The sequence below is a fragment of the Nostoc sp. genome, from assembly GCF_036917515.1.
Classification (GTDB): domain Bacteria; phylum Cyanobacteriota; class Cyanobacteriia; order Cyanobacteriales; family Nostocaceae; genus Nostoc.
The window spans coordinates 1-18,980 of sequence record NZ_JBALDE010000134.1 but is presented as its reverse complement, the minus strand read 5'-3'; the positions used below and the strand labels follow the sequence as shown (position 1 = coordinate 18,980).

20 protein-coding genes are annotated in these 18,980 nt (G+C 41.3%); 9 read left to right on the top strand and 11 right to left on the bottom strand.

Translation table 11 applies throughout. The features are described from left to right. Nucleotides 1-52: 52 nt before the first annotated feature. Nucleotides 53-898: a hypothetical protein gene (locus tag V7K89_RS17555; protein ID WP_335189291.1), complete on the bottom strand. Its 846-nt coding sequence runs from the start codon at nucleotides 896-898 to the stop codon at nucleotides 53-55. A gap of 545 nt (nucleotides 899-1,443) precedes the next feature. On the opposite strand from V7K89_RS17555, the gene V7K89_RS17550 reads away from it, so the two are divergent. The 3 genes from V7K89_RS17550 (at nucleotide 1,444) to V7K89_RS17540 (ending at nucleotide 4,282) form a co-directional block, all read left to right on the top strand. After that, a complete protein-coding gene (locus V7K89_RS17550) occupies nucleotides 1,444-1,761 on the top strand; it encodes a hypothetical protein (protein WP_099102821.1) in 318 nt (105 codons plus the stop codon). 219 nt (nucleotides 1,762-1,980) lie between these two features. Further along, the gene (locus V7K89_RS17545) at nucleotides 1,981-3,708 is read left to right on the top strand and encodes a succinate dehydrogenase/fumarate reductase flavoprotein subunit (protein ID WP_335189289.1); all 1,728 of its coding nucleotides are present in this window, start codon (nucleotides 1,981-1,983) and stop codon (nucleotides 3,706-3,708) included. 163 nt (nucleotides 3,709-3,871) lie between these two features. Continuing rightward, complete coding sequence (locus V7K89_RS17540; protein WP_335189287.1) at nucleotides 3,872-4,282, top strand: YbjN domain-containing protein; 411 nt, start codon at nucleotides 3,872-3,874, stop codon at nucleotides 4,280-4,282. A gap of 126 nt (nucleotides 4,283-4,408) precedes the next feature. Here V7K89_RS17540 and V7K89_RS17535 read toward each other — a convergent pair whose 3' ends face one another. Beyond that, nucleotides 4,409-4,612: a DUF6887 family protein gene (locus tag V7K89_RS17535; protein ID WP_335189285.1), complete on the bottom strand. Its 204-nt coding sequence runs from the start codon at nucleotides 4,610-4,612 to the stop codon at nucleotides 4,409-4,411. Nucleotides 4,613-4,717: 105 nt separating this feature from the next. Here V7K89_RS17535 and V7K89_RS17530 point away from each other — a divergent pair, with 105 nt between their 5' ends. After that, the gene (locus tag V7K89_RS17530) at nucleotides 4,718-4,903 is read left to right on the top strand and encodes a DDE transposase family protein (RefSeq protein WP_335189283.1); all 186 of its coding nucleotides are present in this window, start codon (nucleotides 4,718-4,720) and stop codon (nucleotides 4,901-4,903) included. A gap of 79 nt (nucleotides 4,904-4,982) precedes the next feature. Here the strand turns inward: V7K89_RS17530 and ctpC are convergent, their stop codons facing one another. After that, complete coding sequence (ctpC, locus tag V7K89_RS17525; RefSeq protein ID WP_335189280.1) at nucleotides 4,983-6,266, bottom strand: carboxyl-terminal processing protease CtpC; 1,284 nt, start codon at nucleotides 6,264-6,266, stop codon at nucleotides 4,983-4,985. 239 nt (nucleotides 6,267-6,505) lie between these two features. Next, nucleotides 6,506-7,732 (bottom strand): (E)-4-hydroxy-3-methylbut-2-enyl-diphosphate synthase, encoded by a 1,227-nt coding sequence (gene ispG, locus V7K89_RS17520; RefSeq protein WP_335189278.1) that lies wholly within the window; start codon nucleotides 7,730-7,732, stop codon nucleotides 6,506-6,508. Nucleotides 7,733-7,837: 105 nt separating this feature from the next. Here ispG and V7K89_RS17515 point away from each other — a divergent pair, with 105 nt between their 5' ends. Continuing rightward, nucleotides 7,838-7,990, top strand: a complete 153-nt coding sequence (locus V7K89_RS17515; protein ID WP_335189276.1) for a hypothetical protein — start codon at nucleotides 7,838-7,840, stop codon at nucleotides 7,988-7,990. A gap of 361 nt (nucleotides 7,991-8,351) precedes the next feature. Then, nucleotides 8,352-9,386 carry an isochorismatase gene (locus V7K89_RS17510; RefSeq protein ID WP_335189274.1) on the top strand — a complete coding sequence of 345 codons (1,035 nt, stop codon included), beginning with the start codon at nucleotides 8,352-8,354 and terminating at the stop codon, nucleotides 9,384-9,386. A gap of 60 nt (nucleotides 9,387-9,446) precedes the next feature. On the opposite strand, the gene V7K89_RS17505 is transcribed toward V7K89_RS17510, so the two are convergent. Then, nucleotides 9,447-10,340: a LysM peptidoglycan-binding domain-containing M23 family metallopeptidase gene (locus V7K89_RS17505; RefSeq protein WP_335189272.1), complete on the bottom strand. Its 894-nt coding sequence runs from the start codon at nucleotides 10,338-10,340 to the stop codon at nucleotides 9,447-9,449. A 247-nt stretch (nucleotides 10,341-10,587) separates the two neighbouring features. Between V7K89_RS17505 and V7K89_RS17500 the strand changes: the two genes are divergently transcribed. Further along, entirely contained in the window at nucleotides 10,588-11,796 is a 1,209-nt protein-coding gene (locus V7K89_RS17500) for an HhoA/HhoB/HtrA family serine endopeptidase (RefSeq protein ID WP_335189382.1), read from the top strand. Nucleotides 11,797-12,027: 231 nt separating this feature from the next. Here the strand turns inward: V7K89_RS17500 and V7K89_RS17495 are convergent, their stop codons facing one another. The 3 genes from V7K89_RS17495 to ispD form a co-directional block, all read right to left on the bottom strand. Further along, the gene (locus V7K89_RS17495) at nucleotides 12,028-12,375 is read right to left on the bottom strand and encodes a DUF760 domain-containing protein (RefSeq protein WP_104908394.1); all 348 of its coding nucleotides are present in this window, start codon (nucleotides 12,373-12,375) and stop codon (nucleotides 12,028-12,030) included. Nucleotides 12,376-12,558: 183 nt separating this feature from the next. Beyond that, nucleotides 12,559-13,203 (bottom strand): SMC-Scp complex subunit ScpB, encoded by a 645-nt coding sequence (gene scpB / locus V7K89_RS17490; protein ID WP_335189270.1) that lies wholly within the window; start codon nucleotides 13,201-13,203, stop codon nucleotides 12,559-12,561. A 305-nt stretch (nucleotides 13,204-13,508) separates the two neighbouring features. Then, nucleotides 13,509-14,192, bottom strand: a complete 684-nt coding sequence (gene ispD, locus V7K89_RS17485) for a 2-C-methyl-D-erythritol 4-phosphate cytidylyltransferase (RefSeq protein WP_335189268.1) — start codon at nucleotides 14,190-14,192, stop codon at nucleotides 13,509-13,511. A 69-nt stretch (nucleotides 14,193-14,261) separates the two neighbouring features. Between ispD and V7K89_RS17480 the strand changes: the two genes are divergently transcribed. Beyond that, on the top strand, nucleotides 14,262-15,221 hold the full coding sequence (locus V7K89_RS17480) for a glycosyltransferase family 9 protein (RefSeq protein WP_335189266.1): 960 nt from the start codon (nucleotides 14,262-14,264) through the stop codon (nucleotides 15,219-15,221). 505 nt (nucleotides 15,222-15,726) lie between these two features. Here the strand turns inward: V7K89_RS17480 and V7K89_RS17475 are convergent. Then, nucleotides 15,727-16,455 (bottom strand): class I SAM-dependent methyltransferase, encoded by a 729-nt coding sequence (locus V7K89_RS17475; RefSeq protein ID WP_335189264.1) that lies wholly within the window; start codon nucleotides 16,453-16,455, stop codon nucleotides 15,727-15,729. 526 nt (nucleotides 16,456-16,981) lie between these two features. Beyond that, complete coding sequence (locus tag V7K89_RS17470) at nucleotides 16,982-17,452, bottom strand: CRR6 family NdhI maturation factor (protein ID WP_335189380.1); 471 nt, start codon at nucleotides 17,450-17,452, stop codon at nucleotides 16,982-16,984. A gap of 680 nt (nucleotides 17,453-18,132) precedes the next feature. Between V7K89_RS17470 and V7K89_RS17465 the strand changes: the two genes are divergently transcribed. Beyond that, nucleotides 18,133-18,579: a Fur family transcriptional regulator gene (locus tag V7K89_RS17465; protein WP_335189262.1), complete on the top strand. Its 447-nt coding sequence runs from the start codon at nucleotides 18,133-18,135 to the stop codon at nucleotides 18,577-18,579. Nucleotides 18,580-18,673: 94 nt separating this feature from the next. On the opposite strand, the gene V7K89_RS17460 is transcribed toward V7K89_RS17465, so the two are convergent. Then, on the bottom strand, nucleotides 18,674-18,823 hold the full coding sequence (locus tag V7K89_RS17460) for a hypothetical protein (RefSeq protein ID WP_335189260.1): 150 nt from the start codon (nucleotides 18,821-18,823) through the stop codon (nucleotides 18,674-18,676). Nucleotides 18,824-18,980: the final 157 nt, after the last annotated feature.

The following is an 18,980-nucleotide window of genomic DNA, read 5'->3' as shown; positions in this document are numbered from 1 at the left end:
TAAGGAGTTATAAGTTATGAATTTAATCTTAATAACTCCTAACTCCTAATTCTTAAAGCCCACTGAAGTTGTAACCAACTCCTAACAATAAGCCCACATCAGTTTCATCGAAAAATCCGGCATTTATAGCAGCCGTTGCTGTAAATTGAGAAGTTAAAGGCACATCAATGCCAGCAGATGCCAAAAAGGCAAATTGCGAATCATCACCAGTTTTGTAAGCTGCACCTACTCCGACGTAAGGTGCGATCGCTAATGGTTCGCTAAAAGCATCTGCTGGTTTGAAAGTAAAATCATAGGTGATCGGAAGTAAAATTGTGGTGTTATCCCCAAATATGGCTGAGGGTCGTACTGATATAGAATTTGTCAGTCCGATTTTGCTAACTACTGCAAAGTTACCGTCGCCCAGAGACGTATCACCACCGCTCAAACCAATGTTAGCAGCGATCCCAAGATAGCTACTACCACCATTCGTAGTTCTACCTAAATCAATATCCGATTGCGCCACTTTGGTAGCAGATGGTTGAGCAGTAGCTTTAGAAGTCGGTTGTACAAATTCAGAGGTAAGTGTCGCAGATGAAGTCGCCACTGTGCCTGGAACAGGTGTCGGTGTGACACTAGCGTTTTCTTGTATCGCAGTGTTGGGCAACTGCTCTACCTTAGTTAAATTTGTGACAGTAAAAGTTTTAGTTATTTCTGTAGAGAGATTTTGGCTTTCAGTGTCTATTTCTGGATTAAACTCGTTGGGAGACGTTACGGTTGCAGAAGGTTCAGTTAATGGCTGACTACTCACCTTGTGTACTGTCTGGGCACTTGCAGCAGATAAACCGCTACTTAGGAATGCAAGAGCAGCTAAACTTGGCAACCAAAAAACACCTTTACGAAGAAAAATAGTATTCACATTCACTCCTAAAACAATGTTGCCACGAAAAATAAAGGTTTTTGTTGATTTAGTCAACAAGTTCGGGCAATACTCAAAATTTAACATCAAAAAATCGGTTTGACATCAAGCACTTTACTTGATTTCTCTAGTTAATATTTACTAGCAAAAAACTAAATACTATAGCAATCTTGAATCATTCATGAGAAACAAGACGCCCGACAACTTTTACTCAGTTGTGAATTTGTGGGTTGCAATTTTCAGAAATTAAATAGAATTGCTATATATTTATTTTGAATATACTGAATTTGACAGATGACAAATAGCCTCTTTGCCTAAAACTAAGATAGTATTTTTTAAGGAGGCGATGCCTACGGCGGGCTGCGCCAACGCAATTGCGACCTCTCGTATGAAAAGAAGAAGTTTTTTAGTATAACTGCTTTGCTGCCAAAAGCAGTTAAATTGTGAAGTGATATTACAAAGCTTGCAAAAATATTTAGAAATTGCCTACAAGTCAAACATAGTTCTAACGTAGAACCTATTAGGAGAGACTTGAGGCAAATGTGATGAGCGAAAATAATATTCAAAAGTATCGGTTTGTCTGTACCCTGACTTTCGGTGATATCTACGGTCAAATAATTGTTTGGTTGATTACAATTACCCTAAGTTTGGCATCAGCTTTAGCGCTGATGGGTGCCAAGCGGCCCGTGTACGCTTTAGCAACAGCGGGTCTTGTCGTTCTGCTATCGCTACCTTTCTTGTTGTTTGCGTTTGTCACTACCTTGTTAAATCATATTGAAGTCAGTCCCGTAGGGCCGGGAACCAAAATGGAACCTATACCAGGTAATGTGTCTCAGCAACAACCTGTACAAGCAACTAGCTAAAGAGTTAGGAGTCATAAGTTATGAGTTATGAGTTATAAGTCACTTTATCTGTGCCATAACTCTTTGTTTTTAACTTTTCACTCCTAATTTCAAAATTTTTATAACGTCCCTGTCCATAAGCAGGGATTTTTTTGTAAAAATGCGATTGTTACAATGAACTAGCTGATTAATCACGTCTCTACAATAGAACAGCAGTGGTTTGCAATCAGAGGGCTAATTATGCTAAAACACGATGTGATTATTGTTGGGGGTGGATTAGCGGGATGTCGTGCTGCTGTAGAAATTGCCCGCACTGACCCTAGTTTAAATATTGCTGTGGTTGCAAAAACCCACCCAATTCGTTCTCACTCAGTTGCGGCTCAAGGTGGTATGGCTGCGTCGCTGAAAAATGTTGATTCCGAAGATAGTTGGCAAGCACATGCTTTTGATACTGTCAAGGGTTCTGACTACTTGGCAGACCAAGATGCTGTGGCGATTCTCGCCCAAGAAGCGCCAGATGTGGTGATTGACTTGGAACATCTCGGCGTTTTGTTCTCTCGCTTACCGGATGGGCGCATTGCCCAAAGGGCTTTTGGCGGACATTCTCATAACCGCACTTGTTACGCTGCTGACAAAACAGGTCATGCGATTTTGCACGAATTGGTTAACAATTTGCGGCGTTATGGGGTGCAAGTTTACGAAGAGTGGTACGTAATGCGTCTTATTTTAGAAGAAAATGAGGCGAAGGGTGTGGTAATGTTCCATCTTTTGGATGGACATATTGAGGTGGTACGGGCTAAGGCGGTAATGTTTGCCACCGGGGGTTATGGTCGCGTTTATAATACTACCTCTAATGATTACGCTTCTTCAGGCGATGGTTTGGCAATGACTGCGATCGCAGGTTTACCCCTGGAAGATATGGAATTTGTCCAGTTTCATCCCACTGGTTTATATCCGGTAGGTGTACTAATTTCAGAAGCGGTACGGGGAGAAGGGGCGTATTTGATTAATAGTGAAGGCGATCGCTTTATGGCGAATTATGCACCCAGTCGCATGGAACTAGCTCCTCGTGATATTACCTCACGAGCGATCGCTTACGAAATTCGCGCTGGACGTGGTGTTCATCTCAATGGAAGTGCTGGAGGCCCCTTTGTCTATCTGGATCTACGCCATTTAGGCAAAGAAAAAATTATGAGTCGCGTTCCCTTCTGTTGGGAAGAAGCCCATCGTTTAGTAGGTGTTGACGCAGTAACTCAACCGATGCCAGTCCGCCCGACAATTCACTATTGTATGGGTGGTATCCCAGTGGACACTGATGGTCAAGTTCGTAGTAGTGGCGATGGTTTTGTTGATGCTTTCTTTGCTGCTGGTGAAACATCTTGTGTTTCCGTACATGGGGCGAATCGTTTGGGCAGTAATTCTCTGCTGGAATGTGTCGTTTATGGCAAGAGAACTGGAGCTGCGATCGCCAAATTTGTGCAAAAACGTAAGTTACCCTCTGTAGATGAGCAACGGTATGTAACAGAAGCCCAGCAACAAATTCAAGCTTTGCTAGAACAACCAGGACAGTACCGTATTCACCAAGTCCGTGAAGCTTTTCAGGATTGTATGACTGAGTACTGCGGTGTTTTCCGCACTGAGGCACTAATGACTGAAGGTTTGCAGAAACTAGAAGAAATACAACAGCAATATTCTCAAATTTATTTAGATGACAAAGGTAGTTGCTGGAATACGGAACTCGTAGAAGCCTTAGAATTGCGAAGTTTGATGGTAGTAGGGCAGACCATTTTAGCATCAGCCCTAAATCGTCAAGAAAGTCGTGGCGCTCATTTCCGCGAAGATTATTCCCAGCGAGATGATACAAACTTTCTCAAACACACAATGGTTTACTACTCACCAGCCGGAATTGAGATTCAGTATCGACCGGTGGCGATTACTATGTTTGAGCCAAAAGAGCGGAAGTATTAATTATTGGGACTTAGGGGTTAAAAAATGCTTTTCTTAATCCCTAAGATACAAAGACACAAGGAAAATATGAGTTTTGGTGTTAGTGCTGATCAAATTATAGATTGGGTGGGAATAATAAGTTTAGTTCACCTATTATTCTAAAAAATTTGTGAGGCTTAAAACCATGTCAGAAATCAGTATAAGTGATTCTGTAGCCCATTCCTTAGCAAGATATCGTAATCATTTGGAGTTTAATGGATATCATATTGAAGAAGGGGATGATTTACTTGTATGCCGTCATCCTAGAAAGCAAAATTTATTTGTTAAATTTATTTCAGGTAGAGGAGTATTAGTTAGAATTATTTATTCTCTTGAGCCAAATGTTAAGAGAATAGACCTCTTGGAATATATGAACCAATTGAATTCGGAGTTCTTATTTATGAAGGTATATATTGATGAAGACAATGATCTGTGCATCGAAACTTTCTGTGAAGGAGACTATGACAGAACAAACTTCTCAATTCTTCTAGATAATATTGAATACGACATGGAAATTTTTGGTAATAACAAGTTAACACGAGAATATTTGCAGTAAGAGAGATATTGGATTTGGTAAGCAGAAGGTGGGTATCACCCACCTTTAACTAGCTCTCAAGTAGGTTAAGCTCTAAAAGAAAAATTAATCAAGCGTCTTGATTCTGACTCCTGAATTCTGACTTCTTCAACAATCAGAACCTAATTGTTTCTGAATCATAGCTATTATCTTTTCTTCCCAAGCCGGATCGTTTAATTTTATTGGAGCATCACGATGACGATATTTTCGTCTATCCATGTAGGCATAAAAGGCTTCCTTATCATCCTTGTGAGTGATAAAGTAACTCTTTAGCTCTTGGTCGCTCATTGCTGCATAGTTTACCTTATTCATAGTTTTACTATCGCACCTACAGAATGTAGGTTTTAGCAGTAAGTGCGAAGATATTTTCTGTATACCGTAAAATTCTTACTATAAAAACAAAATTTTTATTTAAATATGAGCGACCCACAAACTTGGTATATTGTCAAGCGTTCTAGTGAAAACTGTGAAATTATCCCTAGCGACCAAGTTGGCGACGATAATTTAGAAATTATAGAACAGTGGGGCCCTTTTAGTTCGCAAGAAGAAGCGATCGCTCGACGTATCGGACTTATTAGGGCTGGGAAGTGTCAACCAGTTTAAGCTAGGAGTTAGGAGTTGACAGTGACGCTCTTTATTCCTAACTCCTTACGATTCACTCCTAACTTTCATTCCTAATTCTTCATTTTTCTGCTGTAGGTGTTCCTTTAACAGCAATTTTTTTACCTATTTCTTCCACCGCTTTAGCAAATTGAGGGTCTGCTAAAGTAGCTAGTTTGTCACGTTCATGGAGCCACAAATCCTCCATTTGTTTCTTGCTCAAATCCACCTTCACATCTGGTGAAATGCCTTTGTGATTGATATCTGTACCATTGGGGGTATAGTAATGAGCAATTGTCACCGCCAGTCCTGAACCATCTTCCAGGGGACGCACCGATTGTACTAGTCCCTTACCAAAGGTTTGAGTACCGACCAAAGTAGCACGCTTATTATCCTGCAAAGCCCCTGAAAGGATTTCACTGGCACTAGCTGAACCTTTATCTACCAACACTACCAATGGTTTATTGGTCAAGGCTCGTCCGTTTGCTTCTTCTTTTTCTGCCTCTCCTTGACGTTCAACAGTGGAGACAATCTTACCTTTATCTATCCACATCCGGGCAATATCTACGCTGGAGAAAAGTAAGCCGCCTGGATTACCACGCAGATCGAGAATATATCCAGCTACCTTTTTGCTTTCTAAATTTTTGATCGCGGTTTGCATTTCTTTACCAGCATTGGCACTAAACTGGTTCAAGCGAATGTAACCAAGATTGCCTGCTGGGGTTTTCTTTTCAGAAAACTTAACTGGATGGATTTCAATTCGCGCCCGTGTAATATCAAATTGTTTTATCTGCTTGTCGCGCTGAATAGTCAAGCTGACTTTCGATCCTGCTTCACCCCTAATTAAGGATACTGCCTGATTGGTATCCATCCCCTTGGTATCTTTGCCGTTGATTTTGAGGATGATATCTTTTGCCAAAACACCAGCTTTAAAGGCTGGTGTATCCTCGATTGGCGCAATTACAACCAATTGCTTGGTTTTTTCATCTTGACTAATGGTGATCCCAATCCCTGTCAATTCTCCAGAGGTATCCACCTGCATATTCTTGAATTCCGATGGATCCATAAATCGCGTATAAGGGTCATCTAGCTTTTTCAGCATTTCCCGAATGGACTTATAGGCATCCTGCGGATTATTGTAGGACTTGCTTAAGTATTCCTTACGAACAGCCTGCCAATCTACTTGATTAAAAGTACCGTCTACATATTGGCGCTGAACAATTTGCCAAACTTCATCTACTAATTCTTTGGGACTTGCTTTAAATAAAGCCTGACCTCGTGAGTGAATGCCAAGGCTAGTAACAGCGATCGTGGAGAGTGTAACTGCCGTAGCACCCAAAACAAGCCTACTTTTTGTAATCACCATAATGACAGCTGCGTCAGAGGGAAAATTTATAGTCAGTATGCTCAATCTAACACAGGCTACCACTTACAGACCAACTATGTATTCTTAATTTAAACAAAATACTTGACAATCAGACAACCTTAGTGATTAAGAGCTATAAAGTTTTTGGGCATTGGGCATTGGGCATTGGGCATTGGTTATTCTCTTTGTCTTCTTCATCTCCCCACTGCTTCCTCTGCCCCTCTGCCCCTCTGCTCCGTTTAAGGTTCTACCCAACGTTCATCTGCCTTAATGAGGTTAATTAATTCCTCTACACCTTTATCTTCTGGGACTTTTTTTATTTCTTCTCGACCACGATACAAAGAAATATAACCAGGTGTTTTGCCAACATAGCCATAGTCAGCATCTGCCATTTCTCCGGGGCCGTTGACAATACAACCCATAACTGCAATGTCTAGCCCAGTTAAATGTTTAGTAGCTTCCCGGACTTTGTGCAGCACTTCCTCTAGATTAAACAAAGTGCGTCCACAGGAAGGACAAGCGACGTATTCCACCATCGTTTTTCGCAATCCCAAAGCTTGGAGAATGCTATAGCAGACAGGGATTTCTTTTTCTGGTGCTTCTGTAAGTGAGACGCGAATTGTATCGCCAATGCCATCAGCAAGTAACGTAGCAATCCCAGCCGTGGATTTAATTCGCCCATATTCGCCATCACCAGCTTCTGTAACGCCTAAATGTAGCGGATAATCCATACCCAGTTCATCCATGCGCTTGGCGATGAGGCGATAGGCGGCTACCATCACCGGAACTCGTGAGGCTTTCATGGAAATTACCAGGTTGCGGAAATCCAAAGATTCACAAATGCGGATAAATTCTATGGCAGATTCCACCATTCCTTCGGGGGTGTCACCGTAGGTAAATAGCATCCTTTCTGCGAGAGAACCGTGATTTACCCCAATTCGCATCGATTTCCCTTGATCACGCAAAGAAACTACTAGAGGTTCTAAGGTTTCGCGGATTTTATCGCCAATTTCGTCAAATTCGCTTTTAGTGTATTCAGTGCGATTAATGTTTGGTTTTTCAAACACATACAAGCCTGGATTAATTCGTACTTTCTCTATGTGCTTGGCGACTTCCACAGCAATTTTTAGCCCGTTGTGATGGACATCAGCCACAATGGGCACGTCTTGGTATGTTTTTATTAATTTCTGTTTAATTTCCCCTAAAGCTTTAGCATGAGCCATACTCGGCACTGTGACGCGGACAATTTCGCAGCCTATTTGGTGCAGACGACGAATAGCAGCTACGGAACCATCAATATCAAGAGTGTCTTCGTTAATCATTGACTGTACTACAACGGGGTAGCCACCGCCAATGGTGACATTTCCTACCTTTACAGGGCGGGTTTTACGTCGCTTGATAGTTGTATCAAAGGTAGGTTGACTAGCTGTAGTGTTTGAAGTATCTATTATGGGCAGAGTTTGCATAACCTAATTAGGTAAATTTGTTGTCGTTAAAATATCAGATTTGATAAATCTCTGTTTCCCAGATTGCCACAGGTGGTGGCTCTTTTGGTGATTCTATAGAAAAAAATGGAGAATGAGACAGGCAAAGAAATAAAGAGCAATTCAAAGGTTTTGCTCATTTATAAAGATATATTGCTGAAAAATTCTTTTATAATGATTAGCTTGAGTAGCGATCGCGCAGGTTCTACAGGAAAGCTTAAGGAAGCAATGCCTTATTAATGAGTTATAAATACTACCAGTGGTTTATAATTATATGACCTAACTGCAATATCTGTAATCCCTCTTTAATCACTATTAATAGAGAAAAATCTAAAACCCTTATTTCTCACGACTTTTATCAATTTAGACGTAGGTTGAGTTGAGGAACGAAACCTAACACCCAAAGACCTTAGAAAAGTTGGGTTTTACTTTGTTCAACCCAAGCTACATTTATTTTTCTTTCCCCAAAGTGATAGAAGAGGGATAAGAGCGATCGCTAAATTTATGTTCTTATAATACAAATATACTATTGAGTTTAGACTTGAGAAAATTTGGGCATTGAAATTGTAGATGTTATTACAGAATAAAAGCGACTGTAATTATGAACACCCAAATAACACCCCAACTACTAATTCCCCCACACTTTAACCCTGAAGGAGTGGGAAAAGTCTGGCGCGTACCTTATCAAGAACGTGCCGCTGAAGCTGAAATTTGGGCAAAACAACACGATATAAAACCAGCATCTTTAGATAAAACTCGTATTTGCCTACTATTAATTGATGTCCAAAATACCTTCTGCATTCCCGGATTTGAATTATTTGTAGGTGGAAAATCCAGGAATGCAGCGGTGGATGATAACGTCAGATTATCTGAGTTTATCTATCGAAACTTGGGAATAATTACGAAAATTGTACCAACTCTAGATACTCACACCGCAACGCAAATTTTCCATCCAATCTTTTGGGTGAACGCTGCGGGAGAACATCCCACTCCAGCAGCAACTAGCATCACACCAGCAGATATTCAACAAGGTATCTGGAAAGTCAATCCAGCAGTTGCTAACAGTGTTACTAATGGGGATTATGAATTATTAGAAAAACACGCTTACCATTACCTTAAAAAACTCAGTCAAGATGGTAAGTATCCCCTTACTGTTTGGCCTTATCATTCTATGTTGGGTGGTATCGGTCATGCTCTAGTTTCATCGATAGAAGAAGCGATATTTTTTCACGGCATTGCGCGTCAGAGTCAAACGCAATTTGAAATCAAAGGTGAAAATCCTTTAACAGAAAACTATTCCATCCTACGTCCAGAAGTGTTGGAAGATTTTGAACAACGTCCACTTGCTCAAAAGAACACGCTGCTGATTAAACAACTTTTAGAATATGATGCAGTAATTATTGGTGGTCAAGCTAAAAGTCACTGCGTCGCTTGGACAATTGACGATTTATTAACAGAAATTAAACAGGTAGATGCTACTCTGACGAAAAAAATCTATCTACTAGAAGATTGCACTTCCCCTGTTGTTGTCCCCGGTGTTGTGGACTATACAGAACAGGCAGATGCAGCATTTACAAGATTTGCAGAGGCAGGAATGCACATCGTCAAATCTAGCGAAATTGGGAATTGGGCATAGGGTATGGGGCATTGGTGTTTAGTAGTCTGCCTTGTCCCTTATTCGCTATTCCCCATTTCCTCATTTTTTTAAATAACCCTTTGGATCTTCTGCTACCCAACCCAGGGATGAGCTAGAACGCACTTCAAAATGGAGATGCGGTTGAGTGGATGTTGGTTTTCCACTAGTACCTACTGTTCCTAGTAAGTCTCCTTTTTTCACTTGTTGACCGACAGTAACCTTGATACTGTCAAGCTGGGCGTAGCGGCTTTGAAGCCCGCCACTGTGGTTAATAATGACTAATTTGCCATAAGAACCTTGATCGTTAGCAAAAGCTACAGTTCCAGGTGCGATCGCCAGCACATTAGTGCCAACTGATGATAATAAGTCAACACCACTGTGGAAGAAAACTTCACCTGTTGCAGGATTAATTTGCCAGCCATAAGCTAATCCCACAGTTGCCACTTGTGCTAAGGGATATCCAGACAAGGATCCACGGTTTGGTGTACCTGCATCACTAGGCAAAGGGGACTTAGTTACAACACCATTGGGCGACCAATTTACCCCCGGAACAAACACGATTCTGGGGTTTTGTTGGCAGCCATTCACCTCAAACAGGCTATCAGCACGAACTTTGTATTGTGCCGCCACTTGTCGCCAAGTTTGACCGCGAGGCACTTCGACTACAATCCCATTGTAAGGAGGAATTTGAAGCACACTACCAACGGCGGCAGCTGCACCATTCTGCAAAGCTGGATTCATACCGATGATAGTTGTCGAAATGAGATTATAGCGCTGCGCTATGCTCTCCAAAGTTTCGCCACGAACAACTTTATGGCGTTGGAAGCGAGATAGGGCTGGAGTTGAGCAACCACCCACAGCAGCCTTAGCACTGTTTGAGTATGGCAGTATGCTTACTAGACCCAAGGTGCTAACTAAGCTACAGAGAAACAGTTGACGAAAGGGTAAAGTCATGTATACAGGTCAATAGCGCATTAACTTTAGATTTTAGATGGGAAGAATGGGAATTGGGGAGCAGGGGAGGTAGGAGAAGTAAGGGACAAAAATTAATAACTCATACCCAATGCCCAATACCCAATGACAAATGACAAATGCCCCATGCCCAATCCCCAATTTCTCGTAAATTGATCTGTCCACTTGCCGTTAGCTTGACTACACTTAGAAATTAGCAACTGCATTGCTGTTCATGAGCAAAACAATTATGAAGTTATCCTTAAAGCAACTGGCGGTTTATGTATTTTTACTGGTAATTGGCGGTGGTGCAGGTTTGTTTGGGAGTCACTATCTCATACCACAAAATCGCTCGTTCCAACAGCTAAAAAATGTCACAATGGCTTCGCCTCCAGAATCCGTAGTTCCGAATTCTCCTAACGGAGCTATTGGGGCTACTGGTGGCGATAACGTGAATTTTATTGCGACGGCAGTGCAAAAAGTTGGTCCGGCTGTAGTGCGAATTAATGCCACTCGCAAAGTAGCCAATCCTATCTCTGATGCTTTGAAAAATCCCATATTGCGGCGATTCTTTGGAGAAGACGATCAACCAATTCCTCAAGAACGCATTGAACGCGGTACAGGATCGGGATTTATTTTGAGCGAAGATGGAGAATTACTCACTAACGCTCATGTAGTGGCAGATACAGATATAGTACAAGTTACCCTCAAGGATGGTCGGAGTCTAGAGGGGAAGGTAGTAGGAGTTGATTCTGTAACAGATGTGGCGGTGGTAAAAATAAAAGCGAATGATTTGCCGACGGTAAAACTGGGTAATTCGCAAAACCTGATCCCAGGACAATGGGCGATCGCTATTGGCAATCCTCTGGGTTTAGATAATACTGTTACTATAGGCATTATCAGCGCTACTGATCGCACTAGCACTCAAGTTGGTGTCCCAGATAAGCGAGTCAGCTTTATCCAAACTGATGCCGCAATTAATCCTGGTAATTCTGGTGGCCCCTTATTGAACGCCCAAGGCGAAGTGATTGGTATTAACACTGCCATCCGCGCTGATGCTCAAGGACTCGGTTTTGCCATCCCCATTGAAACCGCCGCCCGCATTGCCGATGAACTTTTTACTAAAGGGCGTGTGGAACATCCTTTCTTGGGTATTGAAATGGCAGACCTTTCTCCCATCAGAAAGCAGCAGATTAATCAAGAAAATCAACTGAACATTCAGCAGAATGCTGGAATTGTGATTAAAGGAGTTACAGATGATTCCCCAGCCAAGCGTGGAGGACTGCTTCCTGGAGACGTGATTCAAAAATTTAACGGTAAACCAGTCAAAACTTCAGCCCAAGTTCAAAGGCTGGTAGAGTCTAGCAAAGTTGGAGAGGTTTTAACGATCGAAGTCAACCGCAGTGGTAAAATTCAAACCTTTAAAGTCCAATCAGGAGTTTATCCTGAAAAGAAGTAATCAAAATAATTCGTAATTCGTAATTCTTACTTACAAGATGCTCTCTACGAGATGCTGCACGTAGCTTGCCTTTCCGTAGGAGTACGCAGATTTGCTAAAGCTGCGCTATATGTGGAAGATTGAACTTTCCATCAATGTCTTGTTGACCGCTGAATTTTTGATTCAGTATCGGTTGCTATACCTTTTTTAATTACGAATTACGAACTAGAATGTTTGATTACTGACTATTAATTATTGACCATTAGACAAATGTTCTAACTGCATTCTCTGTTCCATCTGGCGCAGAAAATAACCCGTCATCATAGCAGACGCTAGAAGTCCAGCTAAATTCTCCCGATCTGTTGTGATTTGCACGTTGAAATTTTCTGCCGGGAGCATTCCCACTAGCCCTTGGACATTTTGCGAGATGATTTGTTTAATTTCGGGGCTGGCGGACTGAGCAATCCTAGCTAAAACATCAGGAGACTGATGCTGTAGATATTTGAGTAACTGATTAGGGTATTCCTCAGAGTGGTCGGAAAGAAGTTGATTAGGGTGTTCCTCGGAGTTGTCATTCAAAAAGTCAGGATTAAACACCATTGGCAGTTTTATTTAGCTTAATTGCTAACTCTACTCTAAACCATAGTACAAGGGTAGCGCATTCACCACAGGTATAAGTCAAGAGGAGGGGGAATTGGGAATTAGGCATTGGGAAGATACCTGGGGACAAGGAGAATTGGGGACAAGGGCAAGGGAAAGACTTGTTGCAAGTTCTAACTTTAGTCACCTTGTTACCTTGTTCCCTTGTCCTCCCTGTTCCTCTACTCTCCTGCTTTGTTGCTTCCTTGTCTTCTCATTTCCCTCATTTTCCCCATGCCCTATGTCCCATGCCCTATGCTCCACTCCATTTAGTTCTAGTTCTAGTTCTAGTTGTTCTTCCTTTTGAGTGGTAGAGAGTATTTGCGGAAGTTGTTCAATTTGGAAATACTGATGAAATTTCGGTGTTACTTGGAGTGAGTAGGAGCGAGAATCGCTGTCTCGGCGCTTGCGGATGAAACCAAGTTCAACAAGTTCTGGAACGTGTTGATATACTCCCGAACCGCGCAGGTTAATTAAGTCGCTTTGGAGTATGGGACTATTGAGGGCGATCGCTGCCAAAGTTCGCAATGCACCTACACCCAATTCTACTGGTATCATCGTTTGCACTAAATCATGAAAGTCAGACCGTAGTTGCAAACTGTAACCATCTGGAGTTTCTATTACCTCTAGGGCGCTATCTCGGTGGGCATAGTTGTCCATAAGTTCAATTATGCCTTCTTTGACAGTGGCGCGATCGCACGCGGCATACTCGGCGATTTCGCCGAGCGACAAGGGTTTACCCTTTAAATAGAGAATTGCTTCTATCTTCGTCGCTGTGGCTGTAATCATTTAGTCATTAGTCGTTAGTCATTGGTGAGCCAGTGCGGTCTTCTCCCAAGGGGAGACGCCAAAGGCGATGGGGGTTTCCCCCATGAGCAACTGGCGTTAGCGAAGCGGTAGCGACGTAGGAGCGTCACCCAAAGGGTTATTAGTCATTGGTCATTAGTACATGACAACTAACAATCAACAAGTGTGTGGCATTATATCGTAAATTGTCAAAGTATTTTTTAAAACTTTCAAATTAGGCATTGGGATTAGGAAAGAGGTGACAGGTGAGAGGGAATAATCTTTACCCTATTCCCTTCTACGCTCCCTCAAAAGCCTCTATTTGTAAGAATAAATTCTGCGATCGCTAAATCTTGTGGAGTGGTCAGTTTTAAATTTGTCTCCTCTCCCTCAACAATTCGGACTTCGATGCCGCACTTTTCAAATAAAGCAGCATCGTCTGTTACTTCCCAACCTTGACGAACTCCTTCAGCATGGCACTGTTTCAACAACTTGACATCAAATCCTTGAGGAGTTTGTGCCGCCCATAGTTGTCGTCTGTCGGGTGTATCTTGAATTATGCCTTGCTCGTCAACAACTTTGATAGTGTCTTTGACGGGTACACCAGCAATTAAACCGGGACAGTGGCGAATGGCCTCGGCACAAGAGTTAAATAAATCTGGTGTGGCTAGGCATCTAGCACCATCGTGAATCAACACTTGTTCTGCGGCTATTGGCAGAGATTGCAAGCCATTGTAAACAGATTCCTGGCGGGTGGAGCCGCCTTGAATCAATTCTACTGGTTTAGTCAGCTTCAGATCGGCAATAATAGCTTTTAACTCTGGCCAATCGCTAGACTGAGAAATAATCCCGATCCAACTGATTGTACTGGCGGCTTCTGCGGCTAATAAAGTCCAAGCAATAATTGGTTGCGATCGCACGAGTAGCAGGAGTTTATTGCGGTTACTACCCATTCTTTTTCCGATTCCCGCAGCTGGAATTAGTAAATACACAGAATTCCTCAATCTTTAAGCTATATATTTTCCCCTAAAATAGGGAGCGAGTAAGCGTCAATAAATATTATGCGAGTAGTAGCCCTTGTACCTGGCGGAATTGGCGACCAAATTCTCTTCTTTCCGACTCTAGATGACCTGAAGCGCCATTACCCTGACGCTCAAATAGATGTCGTTGTTGAACCCCGGTCAAAGGCTGCCTACCGAGTGAGCAAGTCAGTTCACGAGGTGCTGTACTTTGATTTTAATGACCGTAACAGTCTGGCAGATTGGGGTAATTTAGTAGGAACAATTCGCGATCGCGAATACGACGTTGCCATTGCTGTTGGGCAAAATTGGTTGGTAGGTCTTTTACTCTGGTTGACGGGAATTCCTATACGTATTGGCTACCAAGGCAAAGGATCGGGTTTTCTTACCCATACTGTGCCGTTCAAACCATCCCAATATGTGGCAGCAGTATATCACGACTTGCTGCAACCGTTGGAAATAAATAGCCCTGTCCCAGAGTTAGCAGCAAATGTGCCAAAACCAGATATTGAGTGGGCACAAAAGGAACAAAAACGTTTAGGGGTTCATGAAACAGGCTATATCTTGATTCATGGCGGTTCTGGTCAGTTATTACAGGCTAAAGAACTAGATAAAATCTACCCTGTCGAGAATTGGCAGCAAATTATTCAAGCCTTCCAACAAAAGCAGCCCGATCTGCCTGTGGTGGTTATTAAAGGACTTGATGATGAGCTGTTTGTGCGATCGCTTCTGGAGTCTTCTCCAGAAATCAAGGTGACTGCCCCAGATGATATTGGTAAGTTAACTGCCATAATTGCTGGAGCAAATTTGATGTTATCTACTGATAGCGCGGCACTACAACTGAGTGTTGCAGTTCAAACCTATACCATTACCGTATTTGGCCCCAGCAATCCAGCTAAGTTGTTGCCAAAAAACGACAAATTCTTGGCTATTGAATCCCTCACGGGAAAAACAGCGGATATTTCACCAAACACAGTTTTAGAGAAAATTTGGGGTGGCTAAACCAGTAGTTTTCCCAAACTTAGATACCTAGAACAGAGAGTAAGTCTCAAAACCTCTCTCTTTACAGGAGAGAGGTGAATGTATATTGCATACAAATTAAAAGCTCTATAATTTATCACTCAGCCGTTGTCACAAGTAGGGAACGGCTTTCAGTTTTTATTTAGACAAATCGAGCTATTCTAGTGCGTTATAACATTTGCAAAAATATTTGCAACATATTAATTGGCTGTAGGGGCATACAGATGTACGCCCCTACCTATTTATCTGTATCAGATATTTCGTGAAATGATATTACCCCATCACTAATACACCCTAAAAAGTTGGATTTTTTAATTGGGAATCTCTTAACTTAACGTGAGTTCAACGAACCTCTCCTACTTAGCCCAGTACCGTTCATTTAAACCCAAAATCCTTAGATATGCGTTAGCCCAGCAAGATTAAGTACAATTTTGCATCTCCACAGATCGAGGTCAAATTCTCCATCTCAAATCCAAAATGGTATTAATTAGAGGCAAGCAATAAATGTCCAGCTTGCCATATATGTTCCCACAAATATACTGGGATAATCAGCATTACTATCGGAAACAAACCAGTCAGGAGTCGCTTTCTGCTGTCGAACCCTCTTTTCCAAACCAATTTGTAAAGATATATTCTCGTGAACAATTTTTGCATTAGCAATTTCTAGCATTTTCTCTATTGACTTTTGTAGCCACTCTGCTCGAACAAACAAAGTATGAGATGGATGATCGCCGTAGCAAAAAGGTACAATGAGAACAAGATATCCTTTCTCGTTTAGTATTTTATTCAGGCAAAATTGAATAATTTCTTGATCATCTTTTTTTTCTTGGGTATCTTTGTTAATGCTGTGAAATAACAAACCCGCTAGTACAACTGCATCAAATTTTTGATTCTCTTCAACAAGTTCAGACAAGAAAAGCGATAAATCTTTGGTAACAAACTTTCTATTTGGGTAGAGTTTTAAACATTGTTCAATAGCTAATTCACTGTGATCGACTCCTAGATAGTCACATCGAGCTGGAAGATATTTGCTTAAAGCCCCATTACCGCATCCTAAATCTAATAAAGAGAATGATTTTTCAGGAAAAGCGTTACTTAAAAAACCACCTGTAGGTGTGTATCGGGTGACATTCTCCGGGGATTCAAAGTAAGAATAATAGTCATCTTGGAAACGTTCTTCTTCAGATGTTGCACGCTCAGGTACTAAATTTTTCATTTCAAAACCCTCATTTTCTCAAACTTGTTTGATTACAAAATTGCTCTTTCAGGATCTTGCGAACTACTGAAAGCGCTCTGAAAAAAGTATAAAATGTAACCTGTTTTCTTTCGTATATAAGAAATAGGTTTCTATATCAGCATATTTGCTATAGTTAATTTAAAAAATATCTTTTTAGATAGATAAAAATTTCATCCCTAGAGGATGTTTGAAATATCGCAAAATATAGTATATATCAATACGATTCAGTTAAGTTTTTGGTATTGATTTCGGCAAATATAGCAAGTCCTAAATCATTTGTAAAAATAAATTAACCGCAGAGGCGCAGAGAGAGCAATCAGAGATTTTCACGACTCATTTAGGATTGCTATAGAGGCGCGAAATTATACTTCGTGTCGATGTGCTAACACTTCTCTAGAGAGGATTTAGGGCTTAACTGAACGATATTGCAATCTAAGAAGAATAACCTCACACAGTCCACTAAGACGAAGAAAATTTTCTCAAAATTCTATCACCTATTAGCTATTTAAAATATTTCAAAAAAAGCATCATCTAATTCATAACCTAGAATTTGCGCCATAGACTTCAGCCGCGAGAGGCTGGGGATATCTTGCTGTTTAAGCCAATCACCTAAAATAAAGATTTTGTGCATCAAAAATATCTCTAATGCTTCGGGATTATACTGAATACCTTCTTGGGGACTAAACTGATGTGGTACAAGCATTGCAGCATAACGGGCAAATTCTCCAGTTTTCCAATCTAGTAAAAATGGCAACCAGGGATATTTGGCATCTAGACGCACAAACCACAGCCGCACCTCTGGAATTTCTGAAAGTTCCCGTGGATCGCCAGGTTCGAGATCGTAATTGACATCAAAGCGTAGCTGCTGTTCGTGGGATACAACCCCATCTTGCAGCAGTTTTTCAATCACCGTTGATGCAGGGGACAGATCCAGATTGTTAATGAAGTCATTATTGAGTGCGATCGCGATTGTCATTGATTCAGCAGCCACTTTCTTGATGCTCAACTGTAGGATCGAGAATATACAGTAGCAGCTTTCAGGGATTGACGCTAGATTAACTTTTGCTAGCACAAAGTCTTCTTCATAAATCAATTAGTATTTACTGATGCTTTTTTGCTGATAATTTCGTCAACCCGTACAAGGTTTAAACACAAGTCTGACCTTGCTCAAATTTATTTGATACTTTTAGTTAATTTTCGCTGGTTATAACAAATATACATCCATTAATAGCCTTGATATGAGCCACTGGCGATGCCTGCGGTAAATGCTCGCCTACGCGACTCACTTCACCGATTACTAAAATTCAATGTTACTTTTATCATTGCTATAATTACTCGCATCTTATAAATAATTACTACACGATTAATATGATACGCCATTAAAATCAACCTACTTGGGTAAGGTAATGCCTGCCCCAAGGTGGACATTTACAGCAATTTTAAGTTAAAGTTGTAATGAGTTTGTTTTAGATTAAGGTCTGACAAAGTAGCCGTCAACAAGCAAAAAAATCATTATCGTCATCCTGTCACTTTCACAGTATCAAAAGCCAAAATATAAGTGTGGGTGAAACAGTGGTGTGCAATATCATTGCATATATTAAATAACCAATAAACGTTTAGATAGGAAAATTCCCCCAACATTTAACAAGCTGTAATATGCAAAAACAAACAATTACTACAAAACCAATTCGTTCCTTAGAAGATGCACTTGAGCGCTGTCAAATCCTGGGTATGCGCGTCAGTCGTCAGCGCCGCTTTATTCTGGAATTACTTTGGCAAGCAAATGAACATCTTGCTGCAAGAGAGATTTATGATCGCTTGAACCACGAAGGTAAAGAAATCGGTCATACCTCTGTTTATCAAAATCTAGAAGCATTATCCAGTCAAGGCATCATTGAGTGTATTGAACGCTGTGATGGGCGTTTGTACGGCAACATTAGTGACTCTCACAGTCATATCAACTGTGTGGATACAAATCAAATTCTTGATGTTCATGTGGAACTACCAGAAGATTTGATCCGCAAAATTGAAGAAGAAACAGGAGTGCAGATTACTGAGTACAGTATTAACTTTTTTGGCTACCGCAATCCGCAGGAGGGTTAGGGATTGGGGACTAGGGATTAGGGATTGGGAGAAGTTGCAGTAAATTTTTCCCCTCTGCTGTCCCTTTGCACCTTTGCTTCTTGTGCCCAATGCCCTATTCCCCAATTGAATTATTGCCAAAAACTGTCTCGTCATCGGTATCATCATCTAAATCTACTGATAAAATTGCGCCTTCACAGCTTTCAATTAGCCCAATCGCAGGGGTTTTGTTCCAATTAACGTTTGTGTTTGGCGTGATTTTCACGGTGTTTAAGAAGGGTTGCTGCGAGCGCAAATGTTTCAGTCTTTTAAATGACTCTTTAGAGAACGGCGTTGCATAAGTGCGGGATGAATCAGGTTAACACGGGTATTTTCCCGTACTTCAAGTAATGAAGTAATAATCGAATTGAATACTTCAGCAT

Excerpts from the sequence above, each read along its gene's own strand:
- V7K89_RS17550 (WP_099102821.1), top strand. The coding sequence starts at position 1,444 with ATGAGCGAAAATAATATTCAAAAGTATCGGTTTGTCTGTACCCTGACT.
- V7K89_RS17545 (WP_335189289.1), top strand. The coding sequence starts at position 1,981 with ATGCTAAAACACGATGTGATTATTGTTGGGGGTGGATTAGCGGGATGT.
- V7K89_RS17540 (WP_335189287.1), top strand. The coding sequence starts at position 3,872 with ATGTCAGAAATCAGTATAAGTGATTCTGTAGCCCATTCCTTAGCAAGA.
- V7K89_RS17535 (WP_335189285.1), bottom strand. The coding sequence starts at position 4,612 with ATGAATAAGGTAAACTATGCAGCAATGAGCGACCAAGAGCTAAAGAGT.
- V7K89_RS17530 (WP_335189283.1), top strand. The coding sequence starts at position 4,718 with ATGAGCGACCCACAAACTTGGTATATTGTCAAGCGTTCTAGTGAAAAC.
- ctpC (WP_335189280.1), bottom strand. The coding sequence starts at position 6,266 with ATGGTGATTACAAAAAGTAGGCTTGTTTTGGGTGCTACGGCAGTTACA.
- ispG (WP_335189278.1), bottom strand. The coding sequence starts at position 7,732 with ATGCAAACTCTGCCCATAATAGATACTTCAAACACTACAGCTAGTCAA.
- V7K89_RS17515 (WP_335189276.1), top strand. The coding sequence starts at position 7,838 with ATGGAGAATGAGACAGGCAAAGAAATAAAGAGCAATTCAAAGGTTTTG.
- V7K89_RS17510 (WP_335189274.1), top strand. The coding sequence starts at position 8,352 with ATGAACACCCAAATAACACCCCAACTACTAATTCCCCCACACTTTAAC.
- V7K89_RS17505 (WP_335189272.1), bottom strand. The coding sequence starts at position 10,340 with ATGACTTTACCCTTTCGTCAACTGTTTCTCTGTAGCTTAGTTAGCACC.
- V7K89_RS17500 (WP_335189382.1), top strand. The coding sequence starts at position 10,588 with ATGAAGTTATCCTTAAAGCAACTGGCGGTTTATGTATTTTTACTGGTA.
- V7K89_RS17495 (WP_104908394.1), bottom strand. The coding sequence starts at position 12,375 with ATGGTGTTTAATCCTGACTTTTTGAATGACAACTCCGAGGAACACCCT.
- scpB (WP_335189270.1), bottom strand. The coding sequence starts at position 13,203 with ATGATTACAGCCACAGCGACGAAGATAGAAGCAATTCTCTATTTAAAG.
- V7K89_RS17480 (WP_335189266.1), top strand. The coding sequence starts at position 14,262 with ATGCGAGTAGTAGCCCTTGTACCTGGCGGAATTGGCGACCAAATTCTC.
- V7K89_RS17475 (WP_335189264.1), bottom strand. The coding sequence starts at position 16,455 with ATGAAAAATTTAGTACCTGAGCGTGCAACATCTGAAGAAGAACGTTTC.
- V7K89_RS17470 (WP_335189380.1), bottom strand. The coding sequence starts at position 17,452 with ATGACAATCGCGATCGCACTCAATAATGACTTCATTAACAATCTGGAT.
- V7K89_RS17465 (WP_335189262.1), top strand. The coding sequence starts at position 18,133 with ATGCAAAAACAAACAATTACTACAAAACCAATTCGTTCCTTAGAAGAT.